Raw genomic sequence first — 20,122 nt, 5'->3', positions numbered from 1 at the left:
AAAGTCGTGCGCCGATGACACGGCGCTGCTTACGAGGCGCTAGCATCGTTTGTGGAATGGACACCAAAATGATCTGGACGACAACTCCCGAAGTGATGGCCACCGAGCTGCCTGACGCGGTGGTGATCTTGGACGAAGGCGGCGAGATGTACCAACTGAGCGGCGTAGCCAGAGCGATTTGGCTGGCCCTTCCCGCCGACTTAGAAACGCTGACGGCAACAGTGACGGCTCAGTTTGAAGTTGGCGTGCAGGCCGCCCAAGCCGACATTTCCGCTTTCCTGAGTGAGATGACGCAGAAGGGTTTGCTGACCCAGAGCGGATGACCCAGCAGGCCTTTGACAGTCTGTCGACCCGGGTTACTTTCAGCGCCCAAACCGCTCAGTGGGCCGCCGGATTGAGGCCGCCGCTCCTTCACCAAATGCTGGCCACGCCGCTCACCACCCACTTGCAGCTTGAGCGCGGGCCTGCGCGGGCAGACGGGCAACCTGTGCGGCTGAGTTGGTCGGGCGGAAATGTAGAAGCGCGGCGCTCAGGCAACCGCGTTTGTATTCCGGAGGTGCTGGCCTTTGACGTGCAGCCCCGTCTCACCCACGTCGAACTCGGCCCCGACGCCGAGTCGAGGGCCGCCGACGCTTGGCTCGGTCTGCATCTGGCCTTTGCCGAAACGCAGCGGGCAGCGGGGTGGCTGAGTCTACACGCCGCCCTGCTTAAACTGGCGGGGCCAAACGCAGCTGAGCGCTTGATCGCCATCACCGGCCCGAGCGGCGCAGGAAAAAGCACCGCCGCCCTGCGGCTGATGCAGCGCGGCGCGGCGGTGGTCGCCGAAGACAGCGGTTGGCTCTCGCCGGAGGGCGAGGTGTTTGGCTGGGACAGCAATTTGCGCCTGCGGCCCGGTACGCTCTCCCAGTTTGCTCCGTCGCTGAGCCGCGCAGGCCAAGACGCTCACGGCAAAGACGTGATTGAAGTCGGGCGGTCGGTGGGCGGGCCACTTGCGTCAATCTGGGTGCTGGGAGCGCCGCACGGCCAGCTCCTCAGCGCGGCGGATCAGGTGCGGGCCTGGTGGGAGATGAGCGGCCTGCCCATCACGCTCGCCGCCCGCAGGGGTGCTCAGCAAGCCGTTGCCCGCTGCTGCGCCCCCAACCTGACCAACATCCCGGTGTATGGGCTGAACCGTGACCGCTTGTTCGAGCTGGAAGATTTACTGAAGCGCTGAAGTTGGCGTCGGAACGATACGGGTCACGGCGATCTTCTCCCGAATGAACAGGGTGTCGATTTTGGGGGCCATCTCGGTTTTCCACACCTCACTTTGATAAACCTTGGCGTACAACTCTTCGCGCTGCGCTTCGTTTTCAAAGCGGCGAATCCAGATATAGATGTCGGGGTCTTTTTCGTCCACGAACGAGCCCGTCACGTCCATTCCTTTCGAGACTTGAAAGGGAATGACCGTTTCTTCCATGAACTTCACCAGTTCGTCGCGGCGGCCTGCTTGAGCTTGATAACGGCGGTATTCGTAAAACATAGATGGCCTCCAGGGGCGCGGTAAGAAGCGGTGCCGCGCCTAAGCCACTGATTCTAGCTGCATAGCTTCTAGCTGCACAGCGCTCAGTCCGTTTGCGGCCCGGTCTGATTGAGCATCAAGAAAGCCAGCAGGTTGCCCACCGTTTCGTGCGCTTCTATAGGATGCCTCAGCGACTGATCGCCGCGAATCTCATAGCGGTTGCGCCGCCCGACCCTGACCCGTATCAGAATCCCGGCTTCTTCCAAGTCGCGCACGATGCGCTGCACGGCGCGTTCGGTGATGCCCACTGCCTGCGCCGCTGAGCGCAGGGGCATGTCGGGTTCGCGGGCCAAATAAAGCAGAACGTGGCTGTGGTTGGAAAAAAACGTCCAGCCGGCGGGCGCTGAGGAGCGCTCAGGCCGCTGCGGTGCGGGTGATGGAAGATCGGAGGCTGGGGTCATGGCAGGTGGTGAAGCTGAGTGTAACCGAGTCGAGGGCCGCCGCGCCCTTGACAGCACGTTCACCCTCCTGATATACGATATGTGTTACGCGAAAAGTTTTTCGTATATTCGCCTCCACTTTCCCCCTCACTCGTTTCACGGAGTCCACCATGTCCAGCACCCTCACCGCGCCGCACGCCGCTTCCGCTTCCCTCACGGCTATCCCAGTGGCCATTACCTGTGGCGACGGCATTGGCCCGGAAATCATGAGCGCCACCTTGCGGGTACTGGAGGCGGCGGGAGCGCGGATCGAGACCCGCGAAGTCCGCATGGGCGAGACGGTCTACCTTGAGGGCCACACCTCCGGCCTTGCGCCCGACGCCTGGGACGTGCTGCGCGGCACCGGCGTATTGCTCAAAGCGCCGATCACCACTCCGCAGGGCGGCGGCTACAAGAGCCTGAACGTGACGCTGCGCAAGAGTCTCGGCCTGTATGCCAACGTGCGCCCCTGCCGCGCTTACGCGCCGTATGTGACCACCCACCACCCGGCGATGGATCTGGTGATCATCCGCGAGAACGAAGAAGACCTCTACGCGGGCATCGAGCACCGCCAGACCCGCGAGGTCATTCAGTGCCTCAAGCTGATTACCCGCGACGGCTGCGAGAAGATCGTGCGTTACGCTTTCGAATACGCCCGCCAGCACAACCGGCGCAAAGTCACGGCGCTGAGCAAAGACAACATCATGAAGCTGACCGACGGCCTGTTTCACCGGGTCTTCGACGAGATCCGCGCCGAGTATCCCGAGTTGGAAGCTGAGCACCAGATCATCGATATCGGCACGGCGCGGGTGGCGACTCGGCCCGAACTCTACGACGTGATCGTGACGCTCAACCTCTACGGCGACATTCTCTCGGATGTGGCGGCGGAGGTGGCCGGTTCGGTGGGCTTGGCCGGCAGCGCCAATATCGGGGCGAAGTTCGCCATGTTTGAAGCGATTCACGGCAGCGCTCCCGACATCGCCGGGCAGAACATCGCCAACCCCAGCGGTCTGCTGCAATCGGCCGTGCTGATGCTGGAATATCTGGGTCAGCCGGACATCGCCAGCACCATCAGCAACGCCTGGCTCAAGACTCTGGAAGACGGCCTGCACACCCGCGACATCGCCTCGGAGCAGACCCTTCAGGTGCTGGGCACTCAGGAATTTGCCGACGCCGTGATCGAGCGCCTCGGTCAGTTTCCGGCCCACCTCAAGCCCGCGCCCACGCCCCGCGAGGCCGCTGAGCCGCCCAAGCCCAAGCCCCGCGCCCCGATCATCAAGCAACTCGTCGGCACCGATGTCTTCTTCGAGTGGTTTGAAGGCGAGCGCGATCCGGAAGCGCTGGCGGCGGTGCTGCAATCGGCCCAGCTTGAGCACCTGCCGCTGCTGATGATCACCAACCGGGGCGTCAAGGTCTGGCCGCAGGGCATACCCGAAACCTTCAAGTCCGACCACTGGCGCTGCCGCTTTTTGTCAGCCGGGTCGATCACCCACGCTGACGTGCTGGCGCTGCTGTCCAACCTGAATCAGACCGGGCTGGACTTCATCAAGACCGAGCACCTCTACACCTTTGACGGCGTGCCGGGGTACACGCTGGGTCAGGGTCAGTAAGCCGCCAGCCCAGCACCCGCCCGCTTCAGCTCTTAAAGCCGTGCGGGTGGGTGCGGTGCCAGTCCCAGGCGGTCTGGACGATGCCGTTTAGATCGGTGAACTTGGGGTCAAAACCCAGCTCGCCTTTGATCCGGCTGGGATCGGCCACCAATGACGGCGGATCACCAGCGCGGCGCGGGCCTTCCTCCCGTGTGAGCGGCGTGCCCACCACCGCGTCCACCGCATCCAGCACCTGCCGCACCGAGAAGCCGTGACCGAGGCCCACATTGAAGGCCTGCCCGCTCACTGCGCCGCCAGAGAGGGCCTGTACCGCCAGCACATGCGCGTCGGCCAGGTCGAGCACATGCACGTAGTCGCGTACGCAGGTGCCGTCGGGGGTGGGGTAATCGGTGCCGTTGACAAACATTTTTTCGCGCTGACCGAGGGCGGTGAGCAGTGCCAGCTCGATCAGGTGGGTTTTGTTGGGATGGTCTTCCCCGATGGTGTGGTTGGGGGCGGCCCCGCAGACGTTGAAGTAGCGCAGCACGGTGTAGGGCAGGCCGTGAGCCACGCCGAAATCGTGCAAAATCTGTTCCACCATCCATTTGCTGTGGCCGTAGGTACTGGTGGGCCGCTTGGGAGCGTTCTCGGGAATCGGCACGCTCTCGGCGTCTCCGTAGACAGCCGCCGTCGAGCTGAACACCAGCGGAATCTTGCGCGTCTCCACGATGGCCTGAAACAAGTTGAGGCTGCCGGTAACGTTGTTTTGGTAATAGCGGCCCGGCGAGCGCATACTTTCGCCCACCTCGATCAGCGCCGCGAAGTGAATCACCGCGTCGGGCTTTGCGCTCAGCAGCGCCGCTTTGAGGGCGGGCGGGTCGAGCAAGTCGGCCACGATCAGGTGCGCGTCCTTCGGCAAGGCTTCCCTATGCCCGCTCGACAAGTTGTCCAGCACCGTGACGCTGTGACCCGCCGCTAAAAGTTGCCGCACCGTATGCGAGCCGATATAGCCCGCGCCTCCCACGACCATTAAGTGCATGTGTTCGCTCCTTTTGAACAGATGTGATGAAGAAGAGCGGCTCAGACTGCTTCGCCCCGATTTTACCCCGTCCAGCGCCACCGTAAGCTCCACGCCCCCTCTTGACGCCTGACCTCTTGTTCCCTACACTTCATAACATACGAAAGAAATGAAAGAAAGGGAGGCGACAAAAGTGCGCCAGCGGCAAACCCAGATTTTGCAATTGCTTACGCGCCAGGAGCAGGTTTCTGTCTCTGAACTGTCCTCTTTGCTCAGCATTTCGGAAGTTACGGTTCGCAGCGACCTCGAGCAGTTGGGGCAGGCCGGTTTACTGCGCCGTATTCGTGGCGGCGCGGCGCGGCCCCTATGCACCGAGCAACCGCTGGAGGAAACCAGCAAGCAGCACGCGGCAGCCAAGCGCCGAATCGGGCGGGCAGCAGCGGGTCTGGTGCAAAACGGTGAGACTATTTTTTTGGATGTTGGCAGCACCACCACCGAAGTCGCCCGCCACCTTCCGCCCACCCTCAGCGGCGTGACCGTCGTGACCAACGGGCTCAATATCGCCTTGGAGCTTCAGCGGCTTCCCAACTTGCAAGTGATTGTCACGGGCGGCACCTTACGGCGGCTGCAACACAGCTTGGTCAGTCCTTACGGCCTAGAAGTGCTTTCGAAGATTCGGGCAGACCGTTTGTTTTTGGGCTGCAACGGCGTTCACCTTCAGCACGGCGTGACCAGCGTCAACCATGAGGAAGCCGAAATTAAGGCCCAGATGGTGCGGTGCAGCCGCGAGGTGGTGGTGGTGGCCGATGCCAGCAAACTCGGTTTTGTCAGCCGCGCCCATATTGCTCCGCTCACCAGCGTTCACACGCTCATTATCAATCAGTCTTCGGGTCAAAGTCTCAACGGGTACGCGGCTCAAATCCAACAGGTGCTGTGCGTTTAACGCGTCTGCCCTTCCGAACGCTCCTTGTTTGACACGTCCTCTACTCGCTTCACTTCCCCGCTTTCTACGTCCTTACAGGAGGATTCATGAAAAAAGTAGCTCTCAAATCCGGCGCTCTGCTCCTTTCCTTGGCCCTGGCCGCCAGCACCGCTCACGCCGCCGACCCGGCGTTCCCCAAAGGCCCCACCAGCCCGGTGACGCTCGAAGTCTGGTCATGGGTGCCCGGCCTCGATAAGACGGTAACTGCCTTTACCAAGCAGTACCCCAACATCAAGATCAAGATTCTCAACCTCGGCGGCGGCCCGGCCACCTACACCAAACTTCAGACCGCCATCAAGGCCGGAAGCGGCGCACCCGACGTGGCGCAGGTCGAGTACGGCTTCCTGCCCGCCTTCGCCGATACCGGCGGCCTGGCTGATCTGAGCAAGTACGGCGCAAATGACTACAAGAAGTATTTCGTGCCCTGGACCTGGGGTCAGGTCAGCCCTGACGGACAGGCGGTCTACGCCATTCCGCAGGACACCGGCCCGTTTGCCATGGTCTACCGCGACGACATTCTCAAGAAGTACAACATCGCCGTACCCAAGACCTGGGCTGAATATGCCAAGGCGGCCGCCACCGTCAAGACCAAGAGCAACGGCGGCGTCAAGCTCGGTAACTTCTACTCTACCTTCGCGCCCTGGTTCATGGCGCTCGCCTGGGCCGACGGCGGACAGTTCTTCCAGCGCCAAGGCGACAGCTGGGTGCAAACACTCAACAACTCCTCGTCCAAGAAAGTGCTCAACTACTGGAACGACCTGATCAAGAAGGGCGAGGTCGGTACGCTGGCAGGCTTCAGCGCCGATTACTGGAATGCGGCGGGTGCGGGCAAACTCGCCACCAACATGGAAGCGGCCTGGGGCCCCGGCGGCTACGCGGGCAGCCTCGGCACCAAGTCGGCGGGGCTGTGGCGCGTCGCGCCGATCCCGCAGTGGACGGCGGGCAGCAGCGTCAAGAGCGGCAACTGGGGCGGCAGCAGCAACGTCGTGACCACCCAGAGCAAGAACCCCGAAGCGGCCACCCTGTTCGCGCTGTGGCTCAACCTGTCTTCAAATGCCATCACCGCCGATTGGAACAACGGCGGCCTCTTCCCGGCCTCCGACGCGGGTCTGGCGCTGCCTGCTCTGGCCGTGACCAGCAAGAACCCCAGCAAGTTCTTCGGCGGCCAGAACATCAGCTCCGTCTACGCCCAAGCTTCACGCGGCGTGAACGTGAACTTCCAGTGGGCACCCTGGTTCCCGTTTGTCAACGACAACTTCAGCAAGCAGATGGACAAGATGCTCAAGGGTCAGCTCACCCCCGATCAAGCGCTCGACGCATGGCAGGCCGAGTCGCTGGCCTACGCCAAGCAGAACGGCTTCACGGTCAAATAACACCAGTGGGGTTGTGGGGCGTGGTCAGCGTAAGGGCAACCTGGGCCAGCCATGCACCACTGCACAAGCTGGCCGCCTGACGAAACAATAAGCGCACGGCTCGTCAGGTGCCGAGCGGGAGGGGCGCGAACGTTGCATCCCTCCCGCTTCATTTGCAGTGCCGAATCAAGGAGGTGCACTGATGACGCGAAATCGAGCGACGCCCTGGTTCTTTCTGACCCCTTTTCTGCTGGCCTTCGTGGCATTTTTTATCGCTCCGGTGGGGTACGCCCTTTATCTGAGCCTGTTCATCAAAAAGCGCAGCGGCTTCGGCCCGGCCAAGAACGTGTTTGGCGGCCTGGAGAATTACGTCCGGGCCTTTCAGGACTCCGATTTCCTCCACTCTCTGCTCAATATCCTGCTGTTTCTGGTGATCCAAGTTCCGCTGATGCTGATCGTCGCCACTGCTCTGGCGCTGATTCTGGACAGCGTCAAGAGCGGTTTCGCGCAGCGGTTTTTCCGCACGGCCTTTTACCTCCCCTACACTGTGCCGGGCGTGATCGCGGGCCTGTTGTGGGGCTACCTCTATTCCAAGAACCTCTCGCCCCTCAATCAGATCACCGGCCTCAAGACCGATTTTCTCAGCAGCGGGATTTTGCTGTTCAGCATCGGCAACATCGTCACCTGGACCTGGACGGGCTATAACATGATTACCCTCTACGCCGCGCTGCAAAACGTGCCGACGGACATCTACGAGGCCGCCCGCATCGACGGCGCGAGCAATTGGAACGTGACCCGCTACGTCAAGTTACCGCTGCTGCGCCCGGCATTGACCCTGACCGGCATCTTCTCGGTCATCGGCACCATGCAGATCTTCTCCGAACCGTTTGTGCTGCGGCCACTCGGCTACGTGCCCGACAACATCACGCCCAACACCTACCTGTATCTGGCGGTGGCCCGCGACGGCAACTTCGGTTACGGCGCGGCGCTGGCCATCGTGATGGCGCTGTTCACTTTCGTTCTCAGCGGGTTTTTTCTGAGAAACGTCCGGGGAGAAACATGACCGTCACACAGGGACTCCAAAAAGCTGAAATCACCACCGCGCCGCGTAAGCCCAGACCGCGCCGAGAGGGCTTTTCCGTCTTGCAATTTGCGCTGCTGCTGTTATTTTGTGTCTACAGTTTGCTGCCGCTGTGGTGGGTCATTACCACCATGACCAAAGACAACACCCAGCTGTATGCCACTTTTGGGCTGTGGTTTTCCTCGCCCAGCCATTTCGTGGACAATCTGCGGACACTCTTTACCCGTGATGACGGCATTTTCCTTCGCTGGATGCTCAACTCGATCATCTATGCCGGGGCCTCGGCGGTGGGCAGTATGCTCTTTGCGGCGATGGGCGGCTACGCCTTTTCCAAGTTCAATTTTCGGGGCCGCGATCCTCTTTTCAGCGCGATCTTGGCGACCATCATGGTGCCGAGCACGGCGCTGGCCCTGCCCATTTTCCTGCTGATGCAAAATATCGGCTTGATCAACACCTACTGGGCCGTCATCTTGCCGGGGCTGGTCAATCCGTTCGGGTTGTACCTGATGCGCCTATTCTGGGACGCCGGCTTTCCCTCGGAGCTGATGGAAGCCGCCCGCATCGACGGCGCGTCGGAAAACAAGATCTTTTGGCAACTCGGGTTGCCGCTGGTCAGCGGCGGTCTGGTCACGGTGGCGCTGTTTTCGTTCGTCGGTGCGTGGAACAACTTCTTTTTGCCGCTGGTGGTCGTCAACAAAGACACGCTCTTTCCCCTGACGCTGGGCCTGTCGGTCTGGAACCAGACCAGCGTCAGCAGCGGTCAGGATCCGATCTACACCGTGATTGTGCTGGGCGCACTCATCAGCATCCTGCCACTAATCATCGCCTTCTTGAGCCTGGGACGCTACTGGCAGGGTGGACTGGCCAGTGGAGCAGTGAAAGGCTAATACCTGCGAGCAACCCTTCAGTCTTTTCGCTCTCCTTTTTCCTCCACTACCCCGTCTCCTTCAAAGGAATCCATGACCGAATATCTTCAGCTCGCCACCTGTGATTACCCCGAACACGTCCCGGCAGACCGTCCGGCCATTTACGCCGAGCAGCAGCGCGAACTGGGCCTGACTTATGTGCGCCTTGCCGAGTTTGCCTGGAGCCGGATGGAGCCGCGCCCCGGCGAGTTCGAGTGGGCCTGGTTGGACGAGGCCATCGACGCTTACCAGCGCGGCGGCATGCAAGTGGTGTTGTGTACGCCCACGCCCACGCCGCCTGCTTGGCTGATTCGTGCCCACCCTGAAATCCTGCCCTACGACGAGCAGGGGCGGGTGCGCGAGTTCGGTTCGCGGCGGCACTACGATTTCGCCTCACCCATCTACCGCGAGCATTCCCGCCGAATTACGCGGGCGATTGCCGAGCGCTACGGTGAGCACCCAGCCGTGGTGGGCTGGCAGACCGACAACGAGTGGGCCTGCCACAACACGGGGCGCAGCTACGGCGGCGCGAGCGCGGCGGCTTTCCCGGCGTGGCTGGAGGCCAAATACGGCAGCCTGGAGCAGCTCAACACCGCCTGGGGCAACGTCTTTTGGAGCATGGAGTACACCGACTGGGCGCAGGTGAAGCCGCCGATTTTGCTCGTCACCGAGCCGAACCCGTCGCATGTTCTGGACTATTACCGCTTTTGCTCCTCGCTGATCGCTTCATTTCAGGCCGAGCAGATCGCCATTTTGCGTGAGCGGTCGCCGGGCCGCTTTGTTACCCACAATTTCATGATCTTCGAGAGCGGCTTTGATCACTACGAAGTCGCCAAGGGCTTAGATTTCGTCTCGTGGGACAACTACCCCACCGGGATGCTGGAGTTCTTTGCGCCCAGCGGCCAGAGTGACGACATCAAAACCCACTTCGCCCGCACCGGCCACCCCGACTTGATCGGCTTTAACCACGACCTCTACCGGGGCATGCTGAAAGGCCAGGAAGGTTTAGGAAGGCAGGGCGCAGGCACGCCCAGCGGCCCCTGGGTCATGGAGCAGCAATGCGGGCAGGTCAACTGGGCACCCTTCAACCCGCTGCCAGCACGCGGCGCGGTGCAACTCTGGACGGCGCAGGCCTGGGCGCACGGCGTGGACGTGGTGAGTTATTTCCGCTGGCGGGCCGCCACGATGGCGCAAGAAGTCATGCACTCGGGCCTGCTGCGCCACGACGAAACGCCCGACCGGGGCTACGAGGAAGTCAAAGCGCTGAAGCTGAGTGATTTTCCGCTCGGCGAAGTCCCAGCCAAAGTCGCTTTGCTCCACGATTACGACAGTTTGTGGCTTTACGACGCCCAAAAGCACAGCGCGTCCATGAGTTACTGGACGCAGACGGTCACCTATTACATGGCGCTGCGGAGTCTGGGACTGGATGTGGACATCCTGCATCCAGACGCCGATTTGAGCGGCTACAAAGTGGTGGTGGCTCCCGCCCTGACTCTTATTTCGGCTGAGCAGGCGCGGCAGTTTTCGGCGCTGGCGGCCAGTGGCACCAGGTTGGTTTTCGGCCCGCGCACTGCCTTCCGAACGCCCGGCGGCGAGACGTGGAGCGAGGGGCAATTTGGCCCCATGAGCGATTTGATCGGTGCAAAGTTGCTGCAATACGACTCGCTGCGCCCTGGCCTTACCCAAAGTGTCAAGTACGGTGAGGGAACATTCGCGGCGACGGACTGGGCCGAGAGCTATCGGCTCAGCGGCGCAAGAGCTCTGGCGAGCTACGCCGGCGGGCCGCTGGATACTCAGGCGGCAGTCATCCGAAAAGGGCACGTCACCGTCATCGGCGCTCACCAGCAAGAACTCATTGGCACGGTCTTGAGCGAAATTTTGATGAATGTCGGCATTTCGGTAGAAACTTTGCCGGACGGGGTGCGCCTCAGTCGCCGGGCCGGCAAGACCTTACTCCAGAATTGGAATCCGCACCCTGTAAAGTGGCAGGGCCGCCTCCTCGCTCCGGTGAGCTTCACGGTGCTGGATGCTTAAAAGGAATCCATGACCCCACTCTCCGATCTCGCTTCGCCCCAAACCACGCCTTTTTATGCCCAGGACTTCACTAAACCCGATGGCCGCGCCCTGACTTTGTACGGCCTCTTTCCGATTGAACTCGCCTCACCCGTTCCCAGCCCCAGCGACGAACCGGTGGACGCCCGCCCCGAAATGCGCTGGCATCCGCTGCGGGGCGAGTGGGTCATGTACGCCGCGCACCGCATGGGCCGCACGTTCTTGCCGCCGCCGGAATACAACCCGCTCGCTCCCACCTCCGATCCTGCTCACCCCACCGAGTTGCCGCGTGGGCGCTACGACATGGCGGTGTTCGACAACCGCTTTCCCAGCCTGAGCCTCTTGGCCCCGCAACCAGAACCCGTGCCCGGCACCGACCCCCGGCCCGGCACCGGCAAGTGCGAGGTGGTGGTGTTTAGCCAAGACGCTTCCGGCACGCTGGGAGGGCTGAGCGCCGAGCGGGTCGAATTGCTGCTGCGAATCTGGGCCGACCGCACCGACCGCTTGGAGGCCACCGGCAAAATCAAGAGTGTACTGGCCTTTGAAAACAGGGGCGTGGAAGTCGGCGTGACCTTGCACCACCCGCACGGCCAGCTTTACGCTTACGACCACATTCCGCCGGTTCAGGCCCAGATGCTGGCGAGCGCCGAGGCCCATTTCAAAGACAGGGGCCAGCCGTGGCTCAGCGATTTTGTCGCCGCCGAGCGTGAGGCCGCCGTGCGTCTGATCTTGGACGCCGGAGAGGCCCTCAGTGTGGTGCCGCCGTTTGCCCGCTACACCTACGAAACGTGGGTGCTTCCGGCGCGGGCGGCTTCGCGCCTGTCTGACCTGAGCAGCGCCGAAGTCACTTCGTTTGCCCGCGTTCTCAAAGACGCCCTACTGCGCTTAGACGCCCTCTTTGGTGTGCGGATGCCCTACCTGCTCACGCTGCATCAGTCTCCCCTCGGCGGCGAGTATCCGGCATTTCCGCTGCACATCGAGATTTATCCGTACCTGCGCTCACCCGGCAAGCTCAAGTACCTCGCGGGCACGGAGCAGGGCGCGGGCGAGTTCGCCAATGACAACTTCCCCGAGCGGGCGGCTGCCGACTTGCGGGCCGTTCAACTGTGAAGGCTATTTCACTGTGAAAGAGGTGGAGCTTTGAAGACGCCAGAAACTTACCAATCGGTCTTCGGCGGTGAGCCGGAAGTCGTTGCCAGTGCGCCGGGGCGGGTCAATTTGCTGGGCGAACACACCGATTATCAGGGCGGTTTCGTGCTGCCCACCGCCATTCCTCAGCGGGCCACCGTCAGCTTGGGGCGCAACGGCACACAGCAGCACCGTCTTCGCAGCGCCAACCTCAACCACACGCTGGACGTTCCGGTGGGTGAGGTTGGCAGCAGTTTCGCGCCGTACCTGACCGGCTGCTTCGAGCTGAGCGGTGTCACCGAGGGCCTCAACGCCTTTATCTTCAGCACGGTTCCCAGCGGCGGCCTGAGCAGCAGCGCGGCGCTGGAGGTGGCGGCGCTGCGGGCACTGCGCGAGTTGTACGGGCTAGCGCTGGACGACGTGGAATTGGCCTTGCGTGGCGTGCGGGTTGAACACGAATTTGTGGGCGTGATGTGCGGCGTGATGGATCAGATGGCTTCCAGCCTTGCCGACACCAAAACGCTGCTGCTGATCGACACCCGCACGCTGGAACGCCGCGCCGTGCCGCTGCCGGAGGGGTCGGAGGTGCTGGTGCTCGATTCCGGCGTGCCGAGGCGGCTGGCCGAGTCGGGCTACAACGAACGCCGCGCTCAAGTAGAGGAAGCTTGCCGCTTGCTGGGCGTGCCGCAACTGCGCGACGTGCTGAGCGTTGCCGAGCTGAGCGGTTTGCCGGAGCTGCTTGGGCGGCGTGCCCGCCATGTGGTCAGCGAAAACGCCCGCGTGCTGGCCGCCCTCAGCGCCAATGCCGCCGAGTTTGGCCGCCTGATGAACGCCTCGCACGCCAGTTTGCAGATCGATTATGAAGTCTCACACCCGCAGGTCGATGAATTGGTGGCGCTGCTGCAAGCCCATCCGCAGGTCTACGGCGCTCGGATGACCGGAGCCGGATTCGGCGGCGCGGTGGTGGCGCTGATCCACGAAGGTGCGGCGGGTCTGGCCAGCAACGTCTTGTTCGACTACCACGAGCAAACCGGCGTGCGCGGCGTGCAGGTGGTGCCTTAGCCCTGATCTCCGTGTTCTCAACCCTTCCCTTCCCACTCTTTCCCTCACGAGGCTCCAACATGACCACACCCCACCACCACTGGACGCTGGACGTTCATCCTTCTGAGCTGCGTGTGCTGACCAACGGCTACCAATCGTGGAGCGAGGCCGAGCTGCGCCCACTGACTGAAACCCAGACGCGGGCCAGCTTGGAATGGATGATCGACCAGGGCCAAGACCCCGCCTTCCCACCCAGCGGCGAGGCGGGTGTCTGGCGCAGTCACAGCCTCTTGGCCCTGATTCGGCCTGGCGGCGGCGGCTGGGTCGGTGCTCAGCTTGACGCCGCCCACACCTTTGCCCACTGGGAAGTGCGGGCGGCGGGCGAGCAAGTCCTCGTCACCTGCACGCTGGAAGGCCCGGACGTTGCGGTGGCCTGGGAAGAAACCAGCAACGTGATCGGCACCGTGGAGCGCCTCAGTGCTCAGCTCGGCCAGAGCATGCACGCCCGCACGCCAGCGCCGCTGCGGGTGTGGTGCAGTTGGTATAGCTACTACCGCAGTGTCACGCTGGACAACATGCTCGACAATGCCCGCCTCGCCAAGCAACACGGCCTGCCCTTTGACGTCTTCCAGCTCGACGACGGCTTTCAAGCCGATTTGGGCGACTGGACAGAGCCGAGTGAGCAGTTTGGCGGCCACGCCAAAGACCTGCCCGCCGAACTCCGCAAACTCGGCTTCCGTGCCGGGCTATGGCTGGCTCCCTTTTTGGTGGGGCCAAATTCTAAACTGTTTGCCGCTCATCCGGATTGGCTGCTCAAAAACCGGAGCGGCACCCCGCTGCTGTTCGGCCACAACTGGGGTGGTCAGTACGCGGCGCTCGACACCACCCACCCGGAAGTCTTGGTGTGGCTGCGCGAGCTGGCGGCGACTTGCCGGGCCTGGGGCTACGACTACCTCAAGGTGGACTTTTTGTACGCTGCCTCTCATCCGGGTGTCCGGCACGACCCCTCGGTGAGCCGTGCCGAAGCGTACCGGCGGGGCATTCAGGCGCTGCGCGAAGGCTTAGGAGACGACGGCTTTTTGCTGGGCTGCGGCGCTCCCCTGTCGGCCAGCATCGGGGTGATGGACGCCATGCGAACCGGGCCGGACGTGGCTCCCTACTGGGACGACGAAGCGCGGAGAATGCTGCTGGGTGACGGCAGCGTACCGTGCAGCCGCAATGCGCTGCACACCGCTCTATCGCGCTGGTATCAGCAGACTTGGTATCAACCCGACCCCGACGTGATGATTGCCCGGAGAGAACGCAGCTTACTCAGCGATGATGAGCGCGGCGCACTGCTGGGAATGCTGGACGTGATCGGCGGCCTGCGGGCCAGCAGCGACCCGGTGGAAATGCTGGACGAGGCAGGCTTGAGCTTGCTGCGCCAGAGTTTAGAAATCAGCACCCCAGACCGTCCGCTGACGCTGACCGAAAGTCACGGCGGCGCAGTCACGCACTTTTCACGCGGTACCTTCAATTTGCAGGAAACCCCAGCAGATAGAGTTCAGCCGCACAGCTACCGGCCAAACCCCACTTGAGCCAGCTTCAGCGTCCCCGTGCCGGACTGCCCAGCAAAGCCACCAAGCGCTCGACCTGGGCTTGCTGGTTTGCTTCGAGCGTCGCCGCCGCTTCTTTTTGAATGCTGCGCCACGCTTCAAAGCTGCGCTCGGTGGTGTGGGTCACGGCGGCGTTGACGGTGAAGTGCAGGCTCGGTGAGCGCTTCATGGCCGCTTCGATCCCCTCGCCGCGTGCGCCGAGCAGCGCTCCCAGAATGCCTTTTTCTTCGGCGCGGCGCTGCAACTCACGCCTAAGTGCGCGGTCTTTGATGCGTTCAACCACTTCCCAAGCGGCGTCTTGCACCAGTTCGCGGCCCGGCGCGGCCCGGAAAACCTCCACCCACAAGTCCTCACCGCTGCGTCCGGTGCGCTGGGCCAAACCGCTCGGCAACTCGGCCCAGTGGGTTTCAAAGTCGCGGGCGTCTTCGACCAGCACCTTGATCTGGCGGGTTCCGGCTTCCAGCGTGACCCGGTGGCCCTCGGGCAGCACGGCCCAGGCGCTGCGGCCCTGCTCGTCGAGGGCCTGCATGCTGGTGTAAGCGTCAGCGAGCATTTCCGCCGAGTCGCTGGCGCTGCCCAAGCGGGCGCGGTCGGCGTACAGGCCCACAGCGCCGCCGTCTTCCAGCCGGATTTCGTGCTTGACGTGGCGCAGGCCGTAGCCCCAGACCTCGTGGGCGGCGCTCAGGGCGGCGCTGAGTTGCTCGGCGCTCAGGTTGGCCACGCTGAGGTCAGGCAAAGCGGTTCTGAGCAGGCCTTGCAGCGCCTGAGTGGCCGAGCCGCTGATGGCCGAAACGGGGGCGGTAGAACTTACGTCTTTTTGCACCGCTTCTTTTTTGGGTTTGGTGGCTTGCGTCATCTGGCTCCTTGTGGAGGTGAATTCGGATCGGTGGACATTCACCTCAATTGTTATTCTGTTATATCACAAGTGGGGATGTTTTATTCGGTATTTGGCGCAGTATGCCGTCTCGCTGTTGGCTTGCTCAGCCATTTACATTAGCGCCGCAGGACTTCCTCGCGGCCCAGTAGCAGTTGGCGCAGGGTGCTGTAACGCTGCTCGATGTCGGCCCTATCGCCTGAATTCTCGGTGACGCGCAGGGCGTCTTCGCGCACCATGTCGGCGTGGCGGCGAATCACGGCGCGGCGCTGTTCGTCGTGGAGGCAGGAGGCCGTCACCGTCAGCACCTCCAAGAGCCGGATAGTGACACTGGGGCTGCCGGCTCCGTACTGGCGGATCATGTCAAACATGCGGGCCAGCAGACCCTCAAAGTCGGTCACGGGCATCACCAAGCGCAACTGCTCACCACGGTAAAAAATGCCATCAGGCCAGCGGCGATCTTGCAAGCTGCACAGCGCGTCACCAAAGCGGTCAATCACGTCGATGGCCGTCACCGGATCATTCACTCCTGGCGACAGGGCGCGGGCCGCCACTTCGCTGAGCTGACGCACGCTGTATTCCAAGTCTTGTCCGGTGGTACGGGTGTCGCCCAAGGTCAGCGCGTCCATCACACCTTTGGGCAGTCTCGGTACGCCCACCGCGATCAGCGAATTGGGAAACACATAATCGCCGGGCCGCACCAACAGCCGCAGCGCCACATGGTCTTGCTCCGTCTTTTTGAGCAGCAACTCGGTGTCGAGCAGTTGCAAGTAACCGCTGCTGGGGGCGTGCAGTTCTTCGCCGCCGTCCCAGAAGTTGTCGGGCGGCGCTCCCGCTCCTGACGAACCCTGATCTTGCTGCTCAGTGGCGTTCATCAAGGCTTGCCGCATATCGTTTCGCAGCGAGTTGACCACCCGCGTCATGCTGATGCTGCCGGTGATGTGAGCGAGGTAATACACCAACATCCCCACACAGGCCAGCCCAAAAACCAGTGCGGCGGTGGTGTTGTAATGCGGAACAAACGGCGGGTCGCCGCCCTGTACGGCCCGGAGGGTATACAGCGAGAAAGCGAACGTAGAAATGAAGGTGCCGAGCGTCAGCTGATTGCCCCTATCGGACGTGAAGTTGCCCAGCAGCCTCGGCCCCATCGAGCCAGCGGCGTAGGAGAGCGCGGCGATGGTGATGGAAAAAACGGTACCGGCCACCCCGATGCTGCTGGCGGCGATGGCCCCCAAGAGGCTCCGCGCCCCCGTTTCGCCGCCGCCATACACAAAGGTCAACCACTTGGGCACCCCGTAAGTCTCTTCGAGTTTGACGCCCAGCTCGGCCAAAACCAGTGCCAGCACCGTCATCACCGCCGGAATAAACCAAAACTGCACCGAGAGTTCGCGCAGGCGAAACAGCAGCCGGTTCACGCCGAGGGCTCTGTGCTGCTTTGACCTGTATTTTGGAGATCAGGCTTTTGGAGATCCGTTTGTTGGGGGCTGGGCGGCGATTGGCCCGCTGACGCTTTGGCGCTCCGCTTATCCTCAAGTTCGAGCTGCTGGCGAGACTCGGGGTTGTCTTTGCGGGCGGGCCAACCTTCGCGCTGCCTGGCGCGGTCGCCGTCCACCGTTTCGGTTTGGTCGTGAAAGAGAATTTGCTGGGTGGGCATCGGCAAGTCTATTCCCGCCGCGATCAGCACGCTCTTGAGCTGCTCCAGCACCTGATCTTGGGCTTCCACCACTTCGCCCCGCTTGGGCGGATCGACCCAAAACCGGATATTCAAATTGACCGAATAATCGCCCAAACTGTCCACCAACACGCTCGGTGCGGGGTCTTTGAGCACGTCGTCAATCTTGCCGATGGTGTCAAGAATCAGTTTTTTGGCCTGTGCAATATCGTCGCCGTAGCCGATACCTACCGAGACGCTCAGGCGGCGGTTGTCGTAAGCGGTATTGACCGTGACGCGGTTGGTATACAAATCTGAATTGGGCACCACCACCAGGCGGTTGTCATAAGTCCGCAGCAAGGTGGCCCGCACCTGAATGTCTTCCACGGTGCCTTCACTGCCGCCGGTCACGATCTGGTCGCCAATGCGGAAGGGGCGGGTAATGAGAATCAAGATGCCTGCCAGGAGATTTTGAAAAATGTCTTTGAAGGCAAAGCCGATGGCCACGCCGCTGACCCCCAGCGCTCCAAACAGTGAGGCCGCCGTCAGTGCGGGGAAAATAATGGTCAGCGCCACCAGCAAGCCGATGCCCAGCACCACCCAAGAAGCAATCCGCGAAAAAACCAGCGCAATGCCTCTGGGTTGTCCGGCCCGCTCGGCCACAGACACCACCGCGTTGCGAACCAGCCGGGCGATAAACATGAACACCAAAAAAAGAACAACCCCAATCAAGAGGTTGGGGATAATCAGTAAGACACTCTGCGCCATGCCTTGAAGCTTGGTCACGATAGCTGATAGGTCGAGGTTCATCTATGCAGCAGAGTAACAAGTCGGGCGCGGCAAGAGGGTATTTTGCGCCCAGAACAGCGGCAAACTCGGCTAACCTTTGCCTTCTTGCCGCCCCAGACGACTTTGCAAGACCACTACCAGCAAGAGAAAACCGCCGCGAATCACGCTTTGCCAGTAGGGCGAGAGCGAGATGATGCCCTTGCCGTTTTCAAAATTGAGGATGTTGAAAATGAGGCCCAGCAGCATCGCGCCGACCAAGGTTGACCAAACGCTGCCCACTCCGCCGGTCAGCAGCGTGCCGCCGACCACCACGCCGGCAATCGCCGAGAGTTCCCAGCCCAGTCCCTCGGTGGGCTGCCCCGCGCCGAGTTGAGCTGCCAGAATCATGCCTGCTAAGCCTGCCAGCGCCCCCGACAGCACATAAACGCCCAGCTTGATGCGGCCCACGTTCAGGCCCATCAGCTTGCTGGCGTCCTCGCCGCCGCCGATGGCCAGCGCGTGGCGGCCAAACGGTGACGAGCGCAGGGCAATGCCGCCGATCACAAAGGCAATAATCATAATCACGCCTGGCACCGGCAGCCGTAAAAAGTCGCCCTGCCCCAGCCATGTCAGGGCGGTGTTGCCGGGGTCGATGCCCACCCCGCTTTGGTTGCGGGCCAGCAGCAGCGCCATCCCCCGCGCTCCCAGCAAAGTGGCTAGCGTGGTGATGAACGGCTGGATGTTGAGGCGAGTGATCACCAGCCCGTTGATCAGGCCCACCAGACCGCCTGCTGCCACCGCGCCCAGTACCGCCACGACCACGCCGTAAGGGCTCAGCAGCGCCGCCACCACGCTCGACATCGCCACCACGCTGCCCACCGAGAGGTCGATGCCGCCAGTGATGATCACGAAACACATGCCCAGCGAGATGAGGCCGAACATCGAGTTGTAGCGCAAAAAAGTGGAGAAATTGTACTCGCTCATAAAGCCGGTGTAGCGCAGCGCCCCAAAAACAATCAGCAAAATCAGGGTGGCCAGCACCCCGTACTGACTCAGAGCGCTCAGCAGTTGGGTGCGCCCAGGGTTGGCGCGGGCGGCTTTGCGGTCAGTGGACAACATTCATTCCCTCCGGCGGCGCTGCTGCAAAGCCACCGCGACGACGATAATGGCGGCCTTGACCACCAGCGCGGCGGCGTCCGGCACACCTTTGGCCAGCAAGGTAAAGCGGATCAGTTGAATAATCAGCGCCCCGAACAGCGTTCCCAGTACCTGCGCTTTGCCGCCGGAGAGGAGCGTGCCGCCCACCGCCACCGCCGCGATGGCGTCGAGTTCCATGTTCTGCCCGACCTGATTGGCGTCCGAACTGGAGTTGATGGCGATGACGATCAGCCCGGCGATACCGGAAAGCAGCCCGCTGATGCTGTATACCCACAGCTTGACCTTTGAGACCGGAATGCCCGACAGCCCCGCCGCCGTTTCGTTACCGCCAACAGCCAGAACCGAGCGGCCAAATACCGTGCGCTTGACCACCCAGTACGTTACCGCCACGATGATCAGCATCAAGATGACCTGAAAGGGAATCCCGAAGGGGCGGCCCAGCCCGATGTAGGTAAAAGCGGGCGTGCTGAAGCTCTGAAGCTGCCCGTTGGTGATGACCTGCGCGATGCCGCGTCCGGCGATATACAGCACCAGCGTGGCGACAATCGGCTGGAGCTTGAGCCGAGTCACAAACAGGCCGTTGAGCAGGCCGAACGCTCCGGCCACCAGCACCGGCAGGATGAAGGCCAGCAGGATGCCCAGCCACTGCAAGTTGGCGAAGGCCGGACTGAGGAAAATCAGTGGAGCCAGCACGCCGCTGATGGCCATCAATGATCCCACCGAAAGGTCAACGCCGCCGGTGGCGATCACCAATGTCATGCCCATCGCCACGATGATAATGGTGGCCACCTGCGTCAAATTGACGTTGAGGGTCTGCACACTCAGAAAGTAAGGCGTGAAGAAGGCGTTGAAAATGAGCAGCGCTGCCAGAATCAGGATGCTGGCCCGCACCTGCTTGAGGTCGGCCAGCAGGCCTTGCCAGCCGCTGCTGCCCCGCATGGAGCGGGCCGC

At 62.3% G+C, this 20,122-nt stretch carries 19 protein-coding genes; 11 read left to right on the top strand and 8 right to left on the bottom strand.

Features of this window, described 5'->3' with window-relative positions; genetic code table 11:
- The first annotated feature begins 56 nt into the window (after positions 1–56).
- Entirely contained in the window at positions 57–323 is a 267-nt protein-coding gene (locus tag EHF33_RS16640; protein WP_164473584.1) for a PqqD family protein, read from the top strand.
- Positions 320–1,213: a phosphoenolpyruvate carboxykinase (ATP) gene (locus EHF33_RS16635; RefSeq protein ID WP_124874270.1), complete on the top strand. Its 894-nt coding sequence runs from the start codon at positions 320–322 to the stop codon at positions 1,211–1,213. Before EHF33_RS16640 ends, EHF33_RS16635 begins: the two co-directional genes overlap by 4 nt.
- Here EHF33_RS16635 and EHF33_RS16630 read toward each other — a convergent pair.
- Positions 1,199–1,519 (bottom strand): NIPSNAP family protein, encoded by a 321-nt coding sequence (locus tag EHF33_RS16630; RefSeq protein ID WP_124874268.1) that lies wholly within the window; start codon positions 1,517–1,519, stop codon positions 1,199–1,201. The genes EHF33_RS16635 and EHF33_RS16630 overlap by 15 nt on opposite strands.
- An 83-nt stretch (positions 1,520–1,602) precedes the next feature.
- Positions 1,603–1,959 carry a helix-turn-helix transcriptional regulator gene (locus EHF33_RS16625; RefSeq protein WP_124874266.1) on the bottom strand — a complete coding sequence of 119 codons (357 nt, stop codon included), beginning with the start codon at positions 1,957–1,959 and terminating at the stop codon, positions 1,603–1,605.
- Between the two features lie 149 nt (positions 1,960–2,108).
- Here EHF33_RS16625 and EHF33_RS16620 point away from each other — a divergent pair, with 149 nt between their 5' ends.
- The gene (locus tag EHF33_RS16620) at positions 2,109–3,587 is read left to right on the top strand and encodes an NADP-dependent isocitrate dehydrogenase (RefSeq protein ID WP_124874264.1); all 1,479 of its coding nucleotides are present in this window, start codon (positions 2,109–2,111) and stop codon (positions 3,585–3,587) included.
- 25 nt (positions 3,588–3,612) lie between these two features.
- Here the strand turns inward: EHF33_RS16620 and galE are convergent, their stop codons facing one another.
- A complete protein-coding gene (gene galE, locus EHF33_RS16615; protein WP_124874262.1) occupies positions 3,613–4,605 on the bottom strand; it encodes a UDP-glucose 4-epimerase GalE in 993 nt (330 codons plus the stop codon).
- A 148-nt stretch (positions 4,606–4,753) separates the two neighbouring features.
- On the opposite strand from galE, the gene EHF33_RS16610 reads away from it, so the two are divergent.
- From EHF33_RS16610 to EHF33_RS16575, 8 genes are all read left to right on the top strand, one after another.
- Complete coding sequence (locus EHF33_RS16610) at positions 4,754–5,527, top strand: DeoR/GlpR family DNA-binding transcription regulator (RefSeq protein ID WP_124874260.1); 774 nt, start codon at positions 4,754–4,756, stop codon at positions 5,525–5,527.
- A gap of 86 nt (positions 5,528–5,613) precedes the next feature.
- On the top strand, positions 5,614–6,939 hold the full coding sequence (locus EHF33_RS16605; RefSeq protein WP_124874258.1) for an extracellular solute-binding protein: 1,326 nt from the start codon (positions 5,614–5,616) through the stop codon (positions 6,937–6,939).
- Between the two features lie 181 nt (positions 6,940–7,120).
- Positions 7,121–7,981 (top strand): carbohydrate ABC transporter permease, encoded by an 861-nt coding sequence (locus EHF33_RS16600; protein ID WP_124874256.1) that lies wholly within the window; start codon positions 7,121–7,123, stop codon positions 7,979–7,981.
- On the top strand, positions 7,978–8,886 hold the full coding sequence (locus EHF33_RS16595; RefSeq protein WP_124874254.1) for a carbohydrate ABC transporter permease: 909 nt from the start codon (positions 7,978–7,980) through the stop codon (positions 8,884–8,886). Before EHF33_RS16600 ends, EHF33_RS16595 begins: the two co-directional genes overlap by 4 nt.
- Positions 8,887–8,958: 72 nt before the next feature.
- Positions 8,959–10,938 carry a beta-galactosidase gene (locus tag EHF33_RS16590; RefSeq protein WP_124874252.1) on the top strand — a complete coding sequence of 660 codons (1,980 nt, stop codon included), beginning with the start codon at positions 8,959–8,961 and terminating at the stop codon, positions 10,936–10,938.
- A gap of 9 nt (positions 10,939–10,947) precedes the next feature.
- A complete protein-coding gene (gene galT / locus EHF33_RS16585) occupies positions 10,948–12,066 on the top strand; it encodes a galactose-1-phosphate uridylyltransferase (protein ID WP_124874250.1) in 1,119 nt (372 codons plus the stop codon).
- A 30-nt stretch (positions 12,067–12,096) separates the two neighbouring features.
- A complete protein-coding gene (gene galK, locus EHF33_RS16580) occupies positions 12,097–13,146 on the top strand; it encodes a galactokinase (RefSeq protein WP_124874248.1) in 1,050 nt (349 codons plus the stop codon).
- Between the two features lie 59 nt (positions 13,147–13,205).
- Positions 13,206–14,702: a glycoside hydrolase family 36 protein gene (locus EHF33_RS16575; protein WP_124874246.1), complete on the top strand. Its 1,497-nt coding sequence runs from the start codon at positions 13,206–13,208 to the stop codon at positions 14,700–14,702.
- 7 nt (positions 14,703–14,709) lie between these two features.
- On the opposite strand, the gene EHF33_RS16570 is transcribed toward EHF33_RS16575, so the two are convergent.
- The 5 genes from EHF33_RS16570 to EHF33_RS16550 form a co-directional block, all read right to left on the bottom strand.
- The gene (locus EHF33_RS16570; RefSeq protein ID WP_124874244.1) at positions 14,710–15,576 is read right to left on the bottom strand and encodes a DNA repair protein; all 867 of its coding nucleotides are present in this window, start codon (positions 15,574–15,576) and stop codon (positions 14,710–14,712) included.
- A 137-nt stretch (positions 15,577–15,713) separates the two neighbouring features.
- The gene (locus EHF33_RS16565) at positions 15,714–17,009 is read right to left on the bottom strand and encodes a DUF2254 domain-containing protein (protein ID WP_124874242.1); all 1,296 of its coding nucleotides are present in this window, start codon (positions 17,007–17,009) and stop codon (positions 15,714–15,716) included.
- Entirely contained in the window at positions 17,006–18,055 is a 1,050-nt protein-coding gene (locus EHF33_RS16560; RefSeq protein ID WP_124874240.1) for a mechanosensitive ion channel family protein, read from the bottom strand. The genes EHF33_RS16565 and EHF33_RS16560 overlap by 4 nt, the downstream gene beginning before the upstream one ends.
- A gap of 69 nt (positions 18,056–18,124) precedes the next feature.
- Positions 18,125–19,132 (bottom strand): ABC transporter permease, encoded by a 1,008-nt coding sequence (locus tag EHF33_RS16555; protein ID WP_124874238.1) that lies wholly within the window; start codon positions 19,130–19,132, stop codon positions 18,125–18,127.
- Positions 19,133–20,110, bottom strand: coding sequence for an ABC transporter permease (locus EHF33_RS16550; protein WP_124874756.1), 978 nt, complete (start codon positions 20,108–20,110; stop codon positions 19,133–19,135). It abuts the gene before it with no gap.
- Positions 20,111–20,122 lie beyond the last annotated feature (12 nt).

It is taken from the genome of Deinococcus psychrotolerans, assembly GCF_003860465.1.
In the GTDB taxonomy this organism is placed as follows: Bacteria; Deinococcota; Deinococci; order Deinococcales; family Deinococcaceae; genus Deinococcus; species Deinococcus psychrotolerans.
This window is presented reverse-complemented; position numbering and strand designations above follow the sequence as displayed.